The 16,937-nt window shown below is 39.9% G+C and carries 16 protein-coding genes; 12 read left to right on the top strand and 4 right to left on the bottom strand.

Annotation, left to right across the window (positions count from 1 at the left end; genetic code table 11):
* Nucleotides 1–32 precede the first annotated feature (32 nt).
* Both dacB and ABFG93_RS00935 read left to right on the top strand, forming a co-directional pair.
* Nucleotides 33–1,505 (top strand): D-alanyl-D-alanine carboxypeptidase/D-alanyl-D-alanine endopeptidase, encoded by a 1,473-nt coding sequence (dacB, locus tag ABFG93_RS00940; protein WP_347550118.1) that lies wholly within the window; start codon nucleotides 33–35, stop codon nucleotides 1,503–1,505.
* Nucleotides 1,506–1,691: 186 nt separating this feature from the next.
* Nucleotides 1,692–2,312, top strand: a complete 621-nt coding sequence (locus ABFG93_RS00935) for a hypothetical protein (RefSeq protein ID WP_347550117.1) — start codon at nucleotides 1,692–1,694, stop codon at nucleotides 2,310–2,312.
* Here the strand turns inward: ABFG93_RS00935 and ABFG93_RS00930 are convergent.
* Nucleotides 2,309–3,334 (bottom strand): YeiH family protein, encoded by a 1,026-nt coding sequence (locus tag ABFG93_RS00930; protein ID WP_347550116.1) that lies wholly within the window; start codon nucleotides 3,332–3,334, stop codon nucleotides 2,309–2,311. The two genes, ABFG93_RS00935 and ABFG93_RS00930, sit on opposite strands and share 4 nt — an antisense overlap.
* Before the next feature lie 112 nt (nucleotides 3,335–3,446).
* Here ABFG93_RS00930 and ABFG93_RS00925 point away from each other — a divergent pair, with 112 nt between their 5' ends.
* The 4 genes from ABFG93_RS00925 to ABFG93_RS00910 all read left to right on the top strand — a co-directional run bounded on the left by ABFG93_RS00925 (nucleotide 3,447) and on the right by ABFG93_RS00910 (nucleotide 7,115).
* The gene (locus ABFG93_RS00925) at nucleotides 3,447–4,316 is read left to right on the top strand and encodes a LysR substrate-binding domain-containing protein (RefSeq protein WP_347550115.1); all 870 of its coding nucleotides are present in this window, start codon (nucleotides 3,447–3,449) and stop codon (nucleotides 4,314–4,316) included.
* 85 nt (nucleotides 4,317–4,401) lie between these two features.
* Nucleotides 4,402–5,148, top strand: a complete 747-nt coding sequence (locus ABFG93_RS00920) for an AAA domain-containing protein (RefSeq protein ID WP_347550114.1) — start codon at nucleotides 4,402–4,404, stop codon at nucleotides 5,146–5,148.
* Nucleotides 5,149–5,164: 16 nt separating this feature from the next.
* Nucleotides 5,165–6,628, top strand: coding sequence for a DEAD/DEAH box helicase (locus ABFG93_RS00915; RefSeq protein ID WP_347550113.1), 1,464 nt, complete (start codon nucleotides 5,165–5,167; stop codon nucleotides 6,626–6,628).
* A gap of 97 nt (nucleotides 6,629–6,725) precedes the next feature.
* Nucleotides 6,726–7,115 carry a VOC family protein gene (locus ABFG93_RS00910; protein WP_347550112.1) on the top strand — a complete coding sequence of 130 codons (390 nt, stop codon included), beginning with the start codon at nucleotides 6,726–6,728 and terminating at the stop codon, nucleotides 7,113–7,115.
* A gap of 372 nt (nucleotides 7,116–7,487) precedes the next feature.
* Here the strand turns inward: ABFG93_RS00910 and ABFG93_RS00905 are convergent, their stop codons facing one another.
* Nucleotides 7,488–8,657: a lactate 2-monooxygenase gene (locus tag ABFG93_RS00905; protein WP_347550111.1), complete on the bottom strand. Its 1,170-nt coding sequence runs from the start codon at nucleotides 8,655–8,657 to the stop codon at nucleotides 7,488–7,490.
* Between the two features lie 176 nt (nucleotides 8,658–8,833).
* Between ABFG93_RS00905 and ABFG93_RS00900 the strand changes: the two genes are divergently transcribed.
* The 5 genes from ABFG93_RS00900 (at nucleotide 8,834) to kynA (ending at nucleotide 13,690) form a co-directional block, all read left to right on the top strand.
* Nucleotides 8,834–10,207, top strand: coding sequence for a bifunctional metallophosphatase/5'-nucleotidase (locus tag ABFG93_RS00900; RefSeq protein ID WP_347550110.1), 1,374 nt, complete (start codon nucleotides 8,834–8,836; stop codon nucleotides 10,205–10,207).
* Between the two features lie 791 nt (nucleotides 10,208–10,998).
* The gene (locus ABFG93_RS00895) at nucleotides 10,999–11,349 is read left to right on the top strand and encodes a DUF4440 domain-containing protein (protein WP_347550109.1); all 351 of its coding nucleotides are present in this window, start codon (nucleotides 10,999–11,001) and stop codon (nucleotides 11,347–11,349) included.
* Between the two features lie 272 nt (nucleotides 11,350–11,621).
* On the top strand, nucleotides 11,622–12,164 hold the full coding sequence (locus ABFG93_RS00890) for a site-specific integrase (RefSeq protein WP_347550108.1): 543 nt from the start codon (nucleotides 11,622–11,624) through the stop codon (nucleotides 12,162–12,164).
* A gap of 44 nt (nucleotides 12,165–12,208) precedes the next feature.
* Nucleotides 12,209–12,823 carry a zinc dependent phospholipase C family protein gene (locus ABFG93_RS00885; RefSeq protein WP_347550107.1) on the top strand — a complete coding sequence of 205 codons (615 nt, stop codon included), beginning with the start codon at nucleotides 12,209–12,211 and terminating at the stop codon, nucleotides 12,821–12,823.
* 21 nt (nucleotides 12,824–12,844) lie between these two features.
* Nucleotides 12,845–13,690, top strand: coding sequence for a tryptophan 2,3-dioxygenase (gene kynA / locus ABFG93_RS00880; RefSeq protein WP_347550106.1), 846 nt, complete (start codon nucleotides 12,845–12,847; stop codon nucleotides 13,688–13,690).
* 58 nt (nucleotides 13,691–13,748) lie between these two features.
* On the opposite strand, the gene ABFG93_RS00875 is transcribed toward kynA, so the two are convergent.
* On the bottom strand, nucleotides 13,749–14,798 hold the full coding sequence (locus ABFG93_RS00875; protein WP_347550105.1) for an iron-containing alcohol dehydrogenase family protein: 1,050 nt from the start codon (nucleotides 14,796–14,798) through the stop codon (nucleotides 13,749–13,751).
* Nucleotides 14,798–15,448 (bottom strand): MtnX-like HAD-IB family phosphatase, encoded by a 651-nt coding sequence (locus ABFG93_RS00870; protein WP_347550104.1) that lies wholly within the window; start codon nucleotides 15,446–15,448, stop codon nucleotides 14,798–14,800. Before ABFG93_RS00870 ends, ABFG93_RS00875 begins: the two co-directional genes overlap by 1 nt.
* Nucleotides 15,449–15,617: 169 nt before the next feature.
* On the opposite strand from ABFG93_RS00870, the gene ilvA reads away from it, so the two are divergent.
* Complete coding sequence (gene ilvA, locus ABFG93_RS00865) at nucleotides 15,618–16,874, top strand: threonine ammonia-lyase IlvA (protein ID WP_347550103.1); 1,257 nt, start codon at nucleotides 15,618–15,620, stop codon at nucleotides 16,872–16,874.
* The last annotated feature ends 63 nt before the right edge of the window (nucleotides 16,875–16,937 follow it).

The raw sequence follows: 16,937 nt of genomic DNA, 5'->3' as shown, positions 1-16,937 counted from the left end.
TAACACTAACTGAAAAGGAATGAGAAGTCATCTTGAATAAGAAGAGCATCACGGGCGCAGCAATTATGACAACATGTATGTTGATGTTCCCTATATTTTCTGCTAAAAAGCAAAGAATAGTTCGTGCTGGCAAACAGATCGATCCATTTCAGCCCATACATACCATTCTAAATGACGATCGGCTAAAAGGAGCGATTGCAGGGGTAAGCATTCGCTCGAGGTTAACTGGCAAACTTTTATTCGATCATCATGGCGATACAAGATTAACACCTGCATCTAATATGAAGCTTCTAACAGCTGCTGCAGCCCTTCAAACACTTGGCCCTGAATATCAATTTACAACTGAAATTTTGACAGATCAAGCTGTAGAAAATGGACAAACCGGTGACCTTTACCTTAAAGGAAAAGGTGACCCCACTTTATTACCTGAGGACTTTGACGAGATAGCGAGAACATTAAAAAAAGGCGGAATTAATCGCATTAACAATCTGATAGGTGACGAATACTGGTTCGATGATCAGTACCTTTCAGAAGATATAATCTGGAGCGATGAGCATGAATATTATGGTGCCCAAGTTTCTGCATTAACGGCTTCACCGGATAATGATTATGATTCAGGTACGGTAAAGATTGTAGTCACTGCAGGAGCTATAGGGGAAGAAGCAAGCGTAACTGTATTTCCAGAAACCGAGGTCATTTCAATTGTGAATCATGCCAGAACATCTGAAGCAAATAAAGAAACGGATATATCTATCCACCGAACACACGGAACTAACACGATTATTGTAGAAGGGACAATAGCAGAAAACTCACCACCAGAAAAATCATGGATTGCTGTATGGGAGCCCGCCAAGTATGCGCTGAATCTATTTGCGAATTCCTTAAAGAAGAATGGTATTGAAGTTGTCGGATTCGAAAAAGTGGCGAAAGTTCCTGAAAAAGCCACCGTACTCTTTGAAAAAAAGTCGATGTCGCTTTCTGAATTGCTTATCCCTTTTATGAAGCTCAGTAACAATGGACATGCGGAAGTTCTTATTAAAGAAATGGGAAAAGTGAAGAAAGGGGAAGGGAGCTTTGAAGCAGGTTTAGAAGTTGTGAAGGAAGTACTGAGAGAGGAAGGACTTAATCCTGACGAAATGAGTTTAAGGGACGGATCTGGTATTTCGCAAGTAACTCTCATCCAACCAAATCAACTTACTTTGCTCCTTTATAACCTTCAACAAAAAGAATGGTTTGAACCTTACTTTACATCTTTGCCAATTGCTGGCGTACCAGACCGTATGGTAGGTGGGACGCTTCGGGAACGATTCAGAAACACAGTAGCACAAAATGTCGTTCATGCGAAAACGGGTACCTTGATCGGTGTTACTTCGTTGTCCGGCTATATTGTGACAGAACAACCTCTTATTTTTTCTATTATCTTGAATAAGTTTCTTGATGAAGAAGAAATGGAAGAGATTGAGAATGAGATTGTTATATTTCTTGCTCAATACAAAAGAAGCTGAACAAGTGAAAGGGCTGCACTGCAGTCTTTTTTATTTGGTTTTTGGTGAATGAACGAGTTGCGTGCTAATCATTGGTATAATAAGGGTTAATTATCAAATATCAGCGGGGAACAATGCAACTTGAAACCGATCGCATTTATTTAAGATATTCTTTGATGGACCTAATAGGAAAAGGAGGACGACTGGATGTGGAAACTTTTATATCAATATCTTCTATTTGTTTGTGTCATTTTGTCCGTTTCGACAATTTGGTATGAGTCTCCTTTTCAAAGGGCAATTTTAATTGGGACATGGGTCGTATTTTTTATTGATTACATGGTATTTCTCTATGTATCTAAAGACAAATGGGAGTATATTAAAAAGCATCCATTTGATCTCATTGCTTTAATCCCACTTGACTCGATCTTCCAGGGGGCGAAACTTGCTAGGCTTTATCGTCTTTGGCGAATCAAGAAAATTGCGAAACGGTTTAGTAATCCCATTCTTGGGAAAGCAATGGGAATGTCTCCACAAACATGGTTTCTGACAAGCTTCGTGTTTGTCATTGTGTCGACGTTTCCGTTTTATTTTTATGAGCCTGTTGTCGATTCTTTTGGTGACGCAGCAATCTGGTCATTAGGTTTAATTGTATTCGTAGGTCGTTTTTCAGTCGAACCTACTTCTTTTGTCGGAAAATTTGTCATTGTTCTTCTTACAATCGTAGGGATCCTTCTCCATGCACTCATTGTGAGAACCCTCTTTCATTACGTTGATCGAATACGAAAAAAATGGTCATCCAGTAAGGATGGTCAATCAAATGAAGCTTAGTAGAACCATTTCACAATGAAAAAGGTCAGGACAGAAATTGTAATGGAAACGATTGTTATAATGACCATTGGTTTAATAGCTTTATTCTTTAAATCTTTTATACTTACGCTAAGGCCAAGTCCAACCATCGCGGCGGTAAGGCACCATGTTGTAAGCTCCGTTACTGCCTTCACTGCGGTATCTGAAAACGGTATAACCGGTCCCAGAATAAATGTACCAGCAAGACTCATGACAATAAATCCTACCAAAAACCATGGAAATGGAACTTGTTGTTTACTTCCAACATTCTTTCTATTCATAATATACATAAATAGGAAGCAAACCGGTACAAGAAGGAACACCCTGCCTAGCTTTGCAAGCAGCCCCATCGCAAGAGCCGATTCTCCACCTGGTGCTGCTGCGAGCGCCACATGAGCCACTTCATGAAGGGAGACTCCTGACCAAACACCATATTCTGATTCAGTGAGTGGCAAGAAAGGGCGAATAACCGTGTACCCTACAGAAAAAATCGTTCCAAATAACGCAATGATTCCTACGCCAATAGCAGTATCCTCTTCTTTTGCCTGAACGATTGGGGCAACGGCAGCAATGGCGGCTGCACCGCATATGCCTGTCCCAGCACCTAAAAGGAGAGTAATCGATTTATTAGCCTTCATCGTTTTTGAGAGCCAGACTGATGCCAATAGGGAAAAAGCGATAACACCAGCACCCAGGAGTAGTATGGGTAATCCATCCTGTAAAATAAGGCTCACATTCAGCTTAATACCATATAAAATGATCGCAAATCTAAGTAGTTTTTTTGAAGAAAACGTAATCCCTTCTCGTAGCCACTCAGGATAACCTGCAACCTGTCTATAAGCAATCGAAATAAAGATCGCAGAAGCTAGCTGCCCAGTGAGGCTAAAAATGGGAACTTTTGCTAATAAATACCCTAATAAAGCAATTAAGAATGTAAATATGACTCCTAAAATCCATCGCATGTTGGGTGAAAGCGTTTCTAGTTGTCTAATCGTGTTGATCATGTTGGCCCTTCCTCCGTTTCTCTTCTTTTAGTTTACTTAATTTTTTGTTATAAGTGAAATAAATAAATATAATAAGTACGATAAGCATTTGATTATGATGGGGTGTGTTACGATGGATCAACAGTTAAATGTATTTGTGACAGTGGTAGAAAAACAGAATTTCTCACGTGCTGCAGAAGAGCTGCATATGACGCAGCCAGCAGTTAGTCAATATATAAAAAACCTCGAACAAACGCTTGGCACAAAATTATTAGAGCGTAGCAATCGTTCGGTCGAAATGAACAAAGCAGGAGAAATCGTTTATCATCATGCAAAAGAACTTTTGAATCTTTATTCGAAAATGCACTACTTGCTTGATGACTTAACGAATCGTGCCAGCGGGATTCTAACAATAGGTGCAAGCTATACGTATGGAGAATATGTACTTCCTCATGTGATTGCTTCAATTAGAAAGGCTTATCCGCTTATTAAACTTGCTATTACCATTGGAAACTCAAGAGAAATTGGTGATCTTGTTTATTCACACCAGCTCGATGTAGGGATTATTGAAGGTGGTTATCCAGCACGTGATATGAAGGTGCAAGATTTTACTGAAGATGAAATGGTGATCGTGGCATCACCTTCCCACTTACAAGTGGAAGAGGGACGAGAACTTGAAGAAGAGATGTGGATTGTCAGGGAATCGGGATCAGGTACAAGAGAAGCAACCGAAAAAATGTGGGCTGAGCTTGAGGTTAATCCTTCCAATACGATGGCATTTGGTAGTACTCAACTCATTAAAGAATCGGTGGAGGCCGGTATTGGAATCAGCTTTTTATCGAGATGGACAATTCGAAAGGAAATAGAGCTTGGAACTTTATCAATTCTAGCGATTCCTGGTTTTAGTTATAAACGTACTTTTTCTATCTTGATGCGATCTCCATTCAAAACGAAGGTACTCGAAGTTTTTCTAAATGAAATCCACGATCATCATACTAAATGATCGAAAGGTAGAGAGTTTTCGATCACAATGGTATAGTAGAGAAATTGAAAAAGTGAGTTAAGGGTTGTAAAGGAAGCGATGTAAGATGAAAGATACAATAGAAGAATGGCAAATAGCGCTTAGAGCTGAGATTGCTCATCTGAAAAAATATGGGAGCAGACCACATCGAATTGTGAACGGTCGATTATTATCTTCGGATGATGATTTCCGTTATTATTTCGACGCCCTCATACCCATTCAAATACCCACTGGGTCAAAAATACGGATAGAAATGGGCCATGTGAAACGCGAAGGGCGTATGATATCAGCTGAAGGAAAGAATGTCATTCTAGCACTTGATGGTGGGTTTGGTGATTTCATTGGTGAAGCGGAGCTTTACCATGATCCATGGGAATTACTTGATGAACTTCATGAACGATTAGAGGAAGTAAAGAAAAGCAAGCGAAGATTAGCAAGAGTTAGTCGATTGATGAACCCTCCTGTTGAATTCAAGCATCCGGATGGAAAAGCCAAGAGTCCTCTTCACGAATTGATTCTTAGGTCTAAATATAATCCCGTGACGTTTGTATGGGGACCTCCAGGAACAGGAAAGACACATCATCTTGCTCGGGCAGCTGCCAATCACTTTTTTAAGGGGAATAAAGTTCTAATTCTTTCTCATAGTAACCAGGCAGTCGATGTACTTATGCGTGAAACGGCCATATTCGCAGAAAAGAGAGAGAAGTTTGAAGAGGGAAAAATCATGCGCTACGGCTTACAGCGCGATGTTCAATCAGATCTTCCCCTTTATACTGATCAGCTTTTGATGATGAAACACCCGGGAACTTGCTAATGATAAAGAAAGTATTATGGAAGAGCGGAGAATATTAAAAGAAGACTTAACGAAATCATTTAGTAAGCGAGATTCCGAACAGTTGCTTAAGGTTGAATCGAAACTCGGAAATGTTCTTGAGCAGATTCGCAGAAAAGAAACGCAGTTTGTTAAAGAAGCAGCGATCATCGGGACGACGTTAACAAAGGCTGCCATTGATGAGGCGATCTATAAGAAACGAGTCGATGTTGTGATGATCGACGAAGCAAGTATGGCTTATGTACCGCAGGCCGCATTCGCTGCATCACTTGGAAAAAGAGTGATCGTTTGCGGTGATTTTAAACAACTACCGCCGATCGCATCTTCAAAACATCCACTTGTCTCAAAGTGGCTTCGGGAGGACGTTTTTCATTGTTCCGGTATTGTTGAGAATGTAAAAAATGAAAAGCTTCATCCTCAATTATTTCTACTTAATGAGCAGCGAAGAATGCATCCGGTGATTTCGGCTTTCACAAATGACAAAATCTATCATTCTCTTGTAGGTGACCATCCCAAAACAAAGAAGTGGAGACAGCCCATCACCGATTGCGCACCTTTTCAAGGTCAGGCTTCTATATTACTTGATACTAGTCATACAGGACGATTTTGTTTCACGGGACGATCATCAAAATCACGAATGAATCTTTGGCAGCTTCTTTTATCATTTCAAGCTATTCAAGAGGCCTTACATGACGGAATAAAGTCAATCGGTTATGTAACACCTTACCGTGCTCAGGCAAAGATGATGAATCTACTATTTGAAGATCTTCTTTCCAAAGAGCGTGAGCAAGCAGATATCCTGGCGGCTACCGTTCATCGTTTTCAAGGAAGTGAACGGGACATGATGGTTTTTGATTCCGTTGATGGTGAACCTGAATATCGAGCAGGAATGCTATTAACTGGTGAAAATAGTGAACGACTCATTAATGTTGCGATGACGAGGACGAAGGGAAAGTTTCTTCACGTAAGTAACGTCGATTACGTGAGAAAGAAAGTTTCTAAGGGGAAAACGTTTCGTCAGTTAGTAGATCATCAGATCACTGAGAGCGAACTAATTTCACCTGCACAAATTGGAAAGTGGGTCAAACATCAGAATGAAGAGTTACGCTTTAGCCATGCGATGAAAACTGCTCACGTTTTTAAAGACATCGCGAATGCTAAGGAAATCATCCTGTCGATTCCAGAGGGAGCAACCTTAACGGATGAGTGGATTGAAACGATCAACAAGTCAAATGGAAAACTAACGGTCATTTCACCTATATTGCTACACTCGCTTCCATTAGCGAAGCATATTGACCTATCGCTATCCTTTCCATTCGTAGCACTGGATCGTAACATTCTCTGGCTCGGTGTTCCATTTGAAGCGATGAAAGGAACGTTGCCTCCGGCGGTCTCAATGCGCCTTCAATCTCGACTGGTGACAGGGGAGTTCTTGAATCAGATCGGTACATTCGAATCATAGTTTTAGCGTTTATCTTTCTTGCTTTCATTTCAGTAGCTTAGTATGATTGGTTTAAGTTAGACTATTACATACACTCTGGAAAGAAAGCTGGTGACTTATGGGAATACAAAAGCTTGAGCACGTAGGCGTACAAGTTAGAAACATAGAGGCTTCCAAAGGATTCTATCAAGGAATTCTAGGACTTGAGCTTCTAGACGAATTTGATCATCCAGATGGGGATAAGAAACTTGCTTTTCTTGGTATAAACGATAACATTATTGTTGAGTTAATTGAGGGCTACAACCCTGATCTACCTGTTGAAGGAAAAGTCCATCATATTGCCTTCACTGTATTTAATATTGAAGAGGAACGGACTAGAATTCGTGACCTTGGTGTAACATTTATTGATGAAGGTATTAATGAACTTCCAAACGGTGCAAAATATCTGTTTTTTGCAGGTCCAGATGGCGAATGGATTGAATTCTTTCAATCTCCGAATTTACAATAAGTGATAACAGCCTTCAGATTCTGAAGGCTGTTTCTCTTGTTACTGTTTGAAACATACTAAATGGGGAATGATAGGTCTTACCTTATTAGCCAATCAATTCATGTTACTTCTTGCAGCTGTTTTGTTTGGGATGGGGTTTGGTTCAGTCTAGCCTACTCTAAAGGCAAGGGCAGGACTCGGAGCATTGTTTTTCAGATTGATAGCAACAAAAATTGGTAAAACTGATATCTATTTTACTAATGGCATTTCTGTGATCATTTCAATGGTTATCTATCTTATTTTTTCCGTACAAACAAATCAAGAAGCTTTACAGTGGAAATAGAGAACAAACGCAGCACGGAATATCCTGTGCTGCGTTTCATTTGATAAGGACTATCGACTAGCTGGAATCACCATCTCTTTATTAATCTCTTTTAAATCACGACAACCTGACAAAGCCATTGTTAAATCAAAATCCGCAAGAAGATTTGTGATAACATGTCTTACACCGGTTTCTCCAGCAACTGCGAGACCATACATGCAAGGTCTTCCAACAAGGACTCCTTTTGCACCAAGCGCAATGGCTTTAAAAACATCAGCTCCACGCCGAATACCGCTATCCATTAGGACAGGGATCCGACCTTCGATTGCTTCAACAACTGCAGGAAGGGCATCGAGGGCGGCAATTGCACCATCTACCTGGCGACCGCCATGGTTTGAAACAATTATTCCATCTGCTCCATACTGTAAAGCTAGTTTTGCATCATCTGGATGAAGGATTCCTTTTAAAATAATAGGTAAAGAGGTCGTTTTCTTTAACTCCGCAAGATCTTCCCATGTTAATCCCGCGTGACCAAATACACGTGTCCAGTGCATAATTGCACCCATCGCATCTTCCTCAGGTGGCATCTCGAGTCCTGAACGAAAGGCAGGATCAGTAAGATAGTTTCCGATTCCTTCCCCAATTAAAAACGGTAAATAGACGTTTTGAAGATCCAGTTCACGCCACGCCATCATTGGCGTATCGAGCGTTACTACAATGGCTGTATAGCCTGCTTGTTCTGCACGTTCTACAAAGCTTTTTGCTATCTGAGGGTCACGGCTCCAATATAGTTGAAACCATCTAGGCGCGTCCCCCATTGCTTCAGCAATTTCCTCCATCGAATGAGAAGAAGCAGAGCTAGCGATGTAGGGCACACCAACTGAAGCAGCCGCTCTTGCTGAGGCAAGTTCGCCTTCTGAATGAATAATTGATTGAACCCCGATAGGAGCGACCATTACTGGTGACGGGAGCATGCAGCCATAAAGGCCAAGCTTGAGATTTCGTTTCTCTACATGTCGAAAAACACGAGGGACGATTTGCCATCGCTTAAATGCCTCACGGTTTGATTGAATCGTCTCCTCTGCACCTGAACCTCCCGCCACATAATCATATGGCCCATCATCTAATATATCTCGTGCTCGCTGCTCCCAATCCTCATATCGCATTGGAAGTCGATTCGGATCAGGCGCCTGCATATGCTTATAAATTCCAAATTGTACATCGTTCCCAAAATTCGTCATTTTGCATACTCCTTTATCGATTGATATCATGAACTTCTTGTTTATTCTTCCAATTCCTTCTCTATATCCTAAACTTAATAAAAGAGGATAGGGTGTTTCGGCAGGACATCGAAGTTTGATTCCGAAATAGTAGTATGGTAGTAAAAAAGTATATTTAGATAATATTGGGGGCCGACATGAAACTTAATATCATTCACACCAACGATGTTCATAGTCATTTTGAAAATTTCTCAAGAGCTACATCATTGATCCGACACTATTCTGATGACAATACACTTCTACTCGATGGTGGTGATTTCGCTGATTTTAAAAGTATCGAACTACAGGGAACAAGAGGAATAGCTGCGGTTAACATGCTTGCATCAGCTGGGTATGAAGCGATTACGATTGGTAATAATGAACTGTTTAATGGTAATGAAACTTTAGAGAACATGGCAATGAATAGTCCGATCCCATTTCTCAGTTGTAACCTTCTAAAAGCTAATGGTGAACCTTTCAAAGGTGTTAAAAGCAGCACAATAATACATAAAAATGGTTTTCGAATTCTGATAACGGGAGCATCTCCAGATTTGCAGGAATTTAATGATTTAATGGGCTTTCAAATTCTGGATTACAAAGAAGCTCTTCGTACAGAAATTAATAAACATCGAAATGAATATGATCTTTGCATCGTTCTAAACCACATTGGAACAGAAGCTGACATTGAACTAGCCGAAGCGATTGATGAAATAGACGTCATTCTCTCAGCTCACGATCACGTATTGTATGAAGAGGCGAAAATTGTAAATGAGACAATATTGAATTCAGCAGGGATGTATGGAGAGCATGTTGGGATTGTAGAGCTGGAATTCCTGGACGGCAGATTAGAATTGCTGGCATCATCTTCTATTCCTACTTTAAAAGCAGAAAAAGATGCAGAAATTCAGACCATTTTATCGAAAAGCAAAGAGGAGGCGATCACTACATTAAGCAAGCCGCTTTATGATGTAGAAGCACCTCTTTGGCACGATGTTCTGGAAGAGAATCCACTTACAAATTTAATAGCGGATGGCTTGAAAGATCGATTTGAATGTGATCTTGCTATCATTAACAGCGGGATAGCCAATGGAGGACTAGTTCACTTTGTTTCAAATAAAAAATTGATTGAAATTTGCCCGTCCCCCTTAAATCCAACGTATTTTGAGATTCAGGGTAAAAATATTCAGGCGGCACTGGAGAGTTCACTTGATAGTTCTGTTTGTATGGCAGATGGAAAAGGTCCGGGATTTAGAGGGAAATATGTCGGCAGACTGCATGTTTCTGGTGCAGAGGTGATTCATACCCATAACAAAGTGATGTTAGTGTCCATAAATGGAGAGTCACTTGAGGACGAAAAATGGTATCGGGTTGCATCATCTGATTATTTACTGAGAGGTTCAGGATATCCTGCCCTCGCAAACAATCGAAACTTTTCATATCAACCGGATGAAATAAAAGATGTGATTAGAGAATATGCAGAAAAAGATGAATTTATAAAGCGAGCATTTAAGAAACGTTGGTTGAATCACTAGTACCTATTGCTAATTCACTCATGTAGAAATCCCTTTCTGAGCCCCGAGTGCGTTTACTTTGCTCGGGTTTATATATACATAATAAATATATATAAAACTGGATTGAGAGAAGGAGGTTAAGTATTGATTCATCCCATTGAGTTATATGTGTTAAATTTTAAACAGTACTGTAAATTTTGGGGTTGGCTATTGGAAATGGAAGGATAGCTATATCGTAATTGTGGAAGTTGAAGAAGAGGATAAAGAAGAGGATAAAGAAGAAGGGTACCATCGGAATAAGAATAGGACTTAACCATCTGGCTTTTCACTAAAGTCAAATAAGCATGTAGATGAACTAAAGAGCAATTAGAGATGGAAGTAGCTGTGCTAGGATCTAAATAAATTTCAATTACCGTAATTATAATATAAATTAATAAATAACATCAATAAGATTCCAAACAAAGATTTAAAAAGCAAGAATAAACATTGCTTGCTTTTACGAAATAACCTTTATAAGTTTTAGATATATACCAAACAACTTTGCGAAATTCAATCGTTGTTGGACGATAAAAAGGACTTGTTTGTCTTTTGTTGGTAAAGTAAGCGAAAGAAAGTATGCCGATCACCGTGGGCTCCGTGATCTTCATCAGCTAGAACCAGTGAAGGAAAGGTTCTTTTTCTCAACCATTCATTCGGATCTGCCAATTTATCTGTAGAGATCGTTGTAATATGAGCGTTTTCCTTTCAAAGAAAACTGTGCTATCTTCAAGACATTCAAGATCACTTACAGAAACCGGAAGGGAGGAAGAATTATGAATGAATCAGCATCTCTTTTACTTAAACTTGAAAAGCAATTATTAAATTCCGAAGTACGAAAATCAGCGGCTAAACTTAATCTTTTGCTTGCTGAAGATTTTATGGAATTCGGCAGTTCAGGGAGAATCTTCCGCAAAAAAGATGTGCTGGATCATTTGCCAGATGAACGATCATTCGAGTATGTATTGGAACGGGCCAATGTGAAATTTCTTGAAAATCATACCGCACTTGTAACCTATACGTTGATTAAAGAAAACAAAATTAAAACGTTGAGAAGTTCCATTTGGAGAAAACACGAATCATCCTGGCAAATGATATTTCATCAGGGGACACGGGCATCGATATGATAAGTGATTAACACCTGTTTAATAAACAGGTGTTTTTCTTGATTTTCTCTTTTTGCATGAATCGATACAGGAACCGATATAAATAAACTAATTGTAACTATTTCTCTGCAATGATACAAAACATATATTGTGTATCATTATGAAAAGGGATGAAAGCTTATTTTTCCTGCATTTTTTCTGTTCGATCAACGGAAGGAAGGGTATAATGATACATATCGAACTATTACCGCTCATTTATAATACATAAAGGATATGGAAAGGAGGGAGTCTTCATGAACACGGTTCAGCCGATTCGAGACCCGCAGAAGATTAAATTGATTAAACAGAATTTAAGAAGAAGAAATTCAAGAGACTGGTTCTTATTTATCATGGGAATTAACACCGGACTTCGAATTAGTGATCTCCTTCCACTTCGCGTAAAGGATATTCGGAATCAGACTCATATTGTGATTAAAGAAAAGAAAACGGGAAAAGTAAAGCGATTTCCAATTAACTATTCACTTAAAGAGCTCATTGAATCCTATACCTTCGATATGCTAGAAGACGATTTTCTATTTCCTTCGCATAAAACAGACCTTCCTATTCAACGTGGGCAGGCTTATAAAATACTATACAAGGCAGCATCAGAAGCAGGACTTTCAGAAATCGGCACTCATACGATGCGTAAAACGTTCGGCTATTTCTATTACAAGCAAACGAAAGACGTGGCGATGCTTCAAAAGATCTTTGGACACTCAGCACCTTCAATTACGCTCAGGTACATTGGAATTGAACAGGAACAAATTGATGAGTCTCTTTTTAATTTCAGTTTGTAGGTAATGACGTCATGTTATAATTCTGATGAGAGAGGAGGGAGCTGTTGGGTTCTAGAATAATGCATCTTTTAATTGCTAGACGCCTTTCAGATCAAATCACCATTACAGATAAAGAGGCTTTTCTTGCCGGTAGTATTGCACCGGATGCGGTGTCAGGAGAAGCCAAGGACCGGTCCCATTTCTACGAAGGCCATACAAACGATTTTACAAGACGTGTTAATCACGAAGCATTTATTCAGAAATATTGTGGACAGCTTCCAAATGATTATCTGCTCGGTTACTATATCCATCTCATTTCGGACGAACTCTGGTTAAACGGCTTCTATTTCACATGGTTAAGGAATCGGATGGAAGAACGAGAGGGTTTTTATGAAATTTATCATGAAGATTTTAGGCGCTTAAATCGCAAGTTAGCGAACGCTTATGGAGTAAACGCTTCAGCTGTCCAGTTAACCAATCACCAATCCATTCTTGATCTCGATGAAGTACCTCGTGAGAACGTCATCCGTTTTCTTCCATATGTAGTTGATGATTTTATTGAAAGAGAAGATCAACCCCTAACCGTGTTTACACTTGATCAAATTGTTGGATATATCGAATCATCAGTTTCGAAAGGAAAACTTGCGGTACAGAGACTATTTAACGAAGAAACTCATTAAATGCAAGCAGGAGGGATTGCAATGGATAAAAAACGCTCTGAACAGAATCTAACAGAATCTTCCATACATACGGATTTTAAAAACACTATGACTTACGGAGAATATCTCAGTCTTGATCAAGTACTGAGTGGACAGAATCGAATGTCAGATCATCATGATGAAATGCTTTTCATTATCATTCACCAAGTGAGTGAGCTGTGGATGAAATTAATTCTGCACGAGTTGAAGGGAGCGATTCAGGCAATCGAAAAGGACGAGCTGTCGACTGCCTTCAAGATGCTAGCGCGCGTCTCCAAAACACAAACGCAAATTATCCAGGCCTGGGACGTGCTTTCAACCCTCACACCATCCGAATACATGGAATTTCGTGATTCACTAGGCCAGGCTTCAGGATTCCAGTCCTATCAATATCGCATGATCGAATTTGCACTAGGCTATAAAACATCTCATGTTTTGAAAATCTACGAAAAAGATAAGGAACTTCATGAAAGGTTATCAGAGGCATATCAAGCACCAGGCATCTATGACGTTGCGATTCAGGCACTTGCTCGGTCGGGGTTACCAATTGATAAGGACATTCTAAACCGGGATGTAACGGTTACCTATCAGAAAAATGAGTCGGTGATGAAAGCCTGGTTGACTGTTTACCGTGATGTAGACAAGTACTGGGATCTCTATGAACTTGCTGAAAAGCTCGTCGATATTGAAGATTGGTTACAGCAGTGGCGCTTCAGGCATATGAAGACTGTTGAACGAATCATTGGATTTAAACGTGGGACAGGTGGTTCGTCAGGCGTAGGCTACTTAAAGAAAGTTCTTGATCATCGTTTTTTTCCAGAATTGTGGGATATTCGGACTGAGCTATAGCGACAATAATTTCATTATGTTAACTAATATGAAAGACGCGCGGAAATGTGCGTCTTTTTTAACGTAGTAGTTCATTTAAACGGTCATCTTTCTCAAGAAAGGAAAGAGCTTTTTCTTGATACTGCGGATCATGAAGATAAGTATATCGATTCGGCTTCACATTGGGAGCAAACTCGATCGCGTCTCTTAGGTCACTTTTTTTCAGGCCGATTTCGTTCACATATGTAAAGAAGCCGGTTCGATCGAATACTTTCTCGATCCGCTCGGCACGATGTTCCTGTACATGTGCCATTATGTAAGTAGCAATCCCTACCTGAATCCCATGCATGTGAGGGTGCTTGGCGTGTTTATCGAGTGCATGTGAGATGTGATGTTCGGATCCACTGATCGGTGCGCTGTTTCCACTTATAACTGTTGCGATTCCGCCCATTGTGAGTGAACTGACAAGCTCCTTAATAAAAATAGGATCTGTGATGTTCGTCATGGGTGTTCGGATAAAACTATTCACGGCTTTTTTACTTAACATTGACGCAAAGGCGTTCACATACCCTTTCCCATGACGTTCTTCAAACTCCCAATCATACAGTGCCGTGATATTGCTCATTAAATCCCCAACACCAGCAAGAAGAAAATGAGCTGGAGCTCCCTGAATCACTTCAAGATCCGCAATAATGCCATATGGCACCTGAGCAGGAACAGTTGTTTTTTTACCATTAACAATAAGAGAGCAGTTGCTGCTAGCAAACCCATCATTAGAAGCAGACGTTGGCAAGCTGATAAAAGGTATTTTTTTTGAAAAGGCAATGTACTTCCCGTAATCAATGACCATTCCGCCACCCATCGAGAGTACAACATCATATGTCTCGAGTTTAAAAGCGAAACGAATGAGCTCTTCGATCGTAAGAGTAGACGTCATTTTATGGCATGTCACTTTAATCCCCGTCATTTCATTATGAAAGGACGCTGCATATTCTCGATATGTAAAATCATCAAACAAAAATAGTGCATTTTTAAAGTCATGCTTGGTGAGGATTGAACCCAATTGATGTCGAATTCCCGAACGGATCTCCAGAATTGTAGGAATTGGAATATTCGTTAACGCATGCATTACTGCAGTATTCCTTTTTCACGGAGTACCCTTTCAATGTCCTGAAATGAATCAACCCCTACGAATGGAACACCATTTTCCCTTAAAATTTCTTGAAGCGCATCTTTCGCAAAAGTAAGGTCCGCAACCTTTGCGGGGTGTGAGTCCGGCTCACTATCACCAGCAAAATAAACCACATTATACTTTTCCTTTAGTTCCTTTATGACGATCGATTTATCGATTCCGTATCGTTTGGAATAATGCCTGTGGTTCTCATCAATTTCTAAATGTACATTTTGATTCTCGTAGTAACCTTTGTTCGAGAACACCGGAACGTCTTGAATCCCGTAGTGCTTTAAAATATGGTGGATGTAAAAGTCTGTGCCAGCACTTAAGATATAGAAATCGCCTCCGCTATTCTGAACAGTCTCTATAAAGGAAGGAACGTGTTCATCAATAGGAAGAGAAAGAATGTCTTCAATGATTTGCGATTCTTCTTGACCGATGGATCGGAATACCTGTTGCAGGAAGTCGATATCCATGTATTCTCCCGCTTTCCACTTTGTATAAAGCTCTTTCCCTTCAGGATAATAGGTGTCAATCACAAGCCAGTAGAAATCCTTTTTCGAAATCGTGCCATCAAAATCAGATACAAATGCCCAAGTATTCATTGATAAAGCCTCCTTATAAACAATTTACGTGTCTATTAAAAGTGTAGCATGCTTTTTAGTGCAAAAGAAATCCAATTCTTTTAGAACAATAACGTACAACAGCATTAAATTGTGTTAAAATGAATTTTAAAAAGTTAAACAATTCTTATTAATCAGAAGGAGTGCGAGAATGAGCAAAACAATCAGCAAAGTCCAGATCGAAGATATCATTATCGCAAATCAAGTTTTAAAGGAAGTGGTCGTACCGACACCGCTCCAGCGAAATGACATCCTTTCTGATCGTTATAACTGTAATGTGTATCTTAAAAGAGAAGACCTCCAGAATGTTCGATCATTTAAGATCAGAGGCGCATATAACTTGATTCAGAGTTTAAATGATGAAGAGAAAGCTAACGGTATTGTGTGCGCGAGCGCCGGAAACCATGCTCAGGGCGTGGCTTACTCCTGTAAAACGCTTGGCATTCAAGGGCATATCTTTATGCCAGCAACCACTCCAAGACAAAAAATATCACAAGTTGAGCTATTTGGCGGGTCCTTCGTAGAAGTGATTCTTACAGGTGACACATTTGATGATTCATTTAAAACAGCTAAGGAATTTTGCAACACCAATGACAGAACATTTATTCACCCATTTGACGATTACCGAACGATCGCAGGTCAAGGAACAGTCGGTCTCGAAATTATGAATGACATTGACGAGGTTGATTTTGTGATGCTTGCGATCGGAGGAGGAGGACTTGCTTCAGGTGTCGGCTCTTATGTGAAGAGCATCAGTCCAGGTACCAAAATTGTAGGCATTGAACCCCAAGGGGCACCAGGTATGAAAAGTTCACTTGATCGGGATAGCGTCGTCCCTCTTGATTACATCGACAAATTCGTTGATGGGGCAGCGGTAAAACAAGTAGGGAAGCTTACGCTTGACATTTGCAAGCATATTCTTGATGATATCGTACTCGTTCCTGAGGGGAAAATATGTACAACGATACTAGAACTTTATAACCAAAATGCGATCGTCGCTGAACCAGCTGGTGCCCTTTCAATCGCAGCACTCGACTTTTATAAAGATCAAATCAAAGGCAAAAATGTCGTCTGTGTCATTAGTGGTGGGAACAACGATATTAACCGCATGCAAGAAATCCAGGAGCGGTCCTTAATTTACGAAGGATTGAAGCATTATTTCATCGTACATTTTCCACAGCGAGCTGGCGCATTGAAGGAATTTATGGCCGATGTCCTTGGACCAACTGATGACATTACTCGTTTTGAATATACCAAAAAGAATAACCGGGATCGAGGACCAGTTCTTGCAGGAATTGAACTGAAACAAAAAGAAGATTATGAACCTCTTATTGAGCGAATGGACCACAAAGGATTTTCATATATCGAAATTAATAAAGATCAAGATCTCTTCAACTTATTAATTTAAAACGCCCGCACAGGGCGTTTTTTTATCGCTCAAGCTTTATTAGTGTAAATCTGGGGATTCTAT

It is taken from the genome of Pseudalkalibacillus hwajinpoensis (genome assembly GCF_039851965.1).
Taxonomy (GTDB): Bacteria; Bacillota; Bacilli; order Bacillales; family Guptibacillaceae; genus Guptibacillus; species Guptibacillus hwajinpoensis_E.
Note: the sequence above shows the minus strand (reverse complement) of the source record. Positions and strands in the feature narration are given on the sequence as shown.

Excerpts from the sequence above, each read along its gene's own strand:
- ABFG93_RS00935 (WP_347550117.1), top strand. The coding sequence starts at position 1,692 with ATGTGGAAACTTTTATATCAATATCTTCTATTTGTTTGTGTCATTTTG.
- ABFG93_RS00930 (WP_347550116.1), bottom strand. The coding sequence starts at position 3,334 with ATGATCAACACGATTAGACAACTAGAAACGCTTTCACCCAACATGCGA.
- ABFG93_RS00925 (WP_347550115.1), top strand. The coding sequence starts at position 3,447 with ATGGATCAACAGTTAAATGTATTTGTGACAGTGGTAGAAAAACAGAAT.
- ABFG93_RS00920 (WP_347550114.1), top strand. The coding sequence starts at position 4,402 with ATGAAAGATACAATAGAAGAATGGCAAATAGCGCTTAGAGCTGAGATT.
- ABFG93_RS00915 (WP_347550113.1), top strand. The coding sequence starts at position 5,165 with ATGGAAGAGCGGAGAATATTAAAAGAAGACTTAACGAAATCATTTAGT.
- ABFG93_RS00910 (WP_347550112.1), top strand. The coding sequence starts at position 6,726 with ATGGGAATACAAAAGCTTGAGCACGTAGGCGTACAAGTTAGAAACATA.
- ABFG93_RS00905 (WP_347550111.1), bottom strand. The coding sequence starts at position 8,657 with ATGACGAATTTTGGGAACGATGTACAATTTGGAATTTATAAGCATATG.
- ABFG93_RS00900 (WP_347550110.1), top strand. The coding sequence starts at position 8,834 with ATGAAACTTAATATCATTCACACCAACGATGTTCATAGTCATTTTGAA.
- ABFG93_RS00895 (WP_347550109.1), top strand. The coding sequence starts at position 10,999 with ATGAATGAATCAGCATCTCTTTTACTTAAACTTGAAAAGCAATTATTA.
- ABFG93_RS00890 (WP_347550108.1), top strand. The coding sequence starts at position 11,622 with ATGAACACGGTTCAGCCGATTCGAGACCCGCAGAAGATTAAATTGATT.
- kynA (WP_347550106.1), top strand. The coding sequence starts at position 12,845 with ATGGATAAAAAACGCTCTGAACAGAATCTAACAGAATCTTCCATACAT.
- ABFG93_RS00875 (WP_347550105.1), bottom strand. The coding sequence starts at position 14,798 with ATGCATGCGTTAACGAATATTCCAATTCCTACAATTCTGGAGATCCGT.
- ABFG93_RS00870 (WP_347550104.1), bottom strand. The coding sequence starts at position 15,448 with ATGAATACTTGGGCATTTGTATCTGATTTTGATGGCACGATTTCGAAA.
- ilvA (WP_347550103.1), top strand. The coding sequence starts at position 15,618 with ATGAGCAAAACAATCAGCAAAGTCCAGATCGAAGATATCATTATCGCA.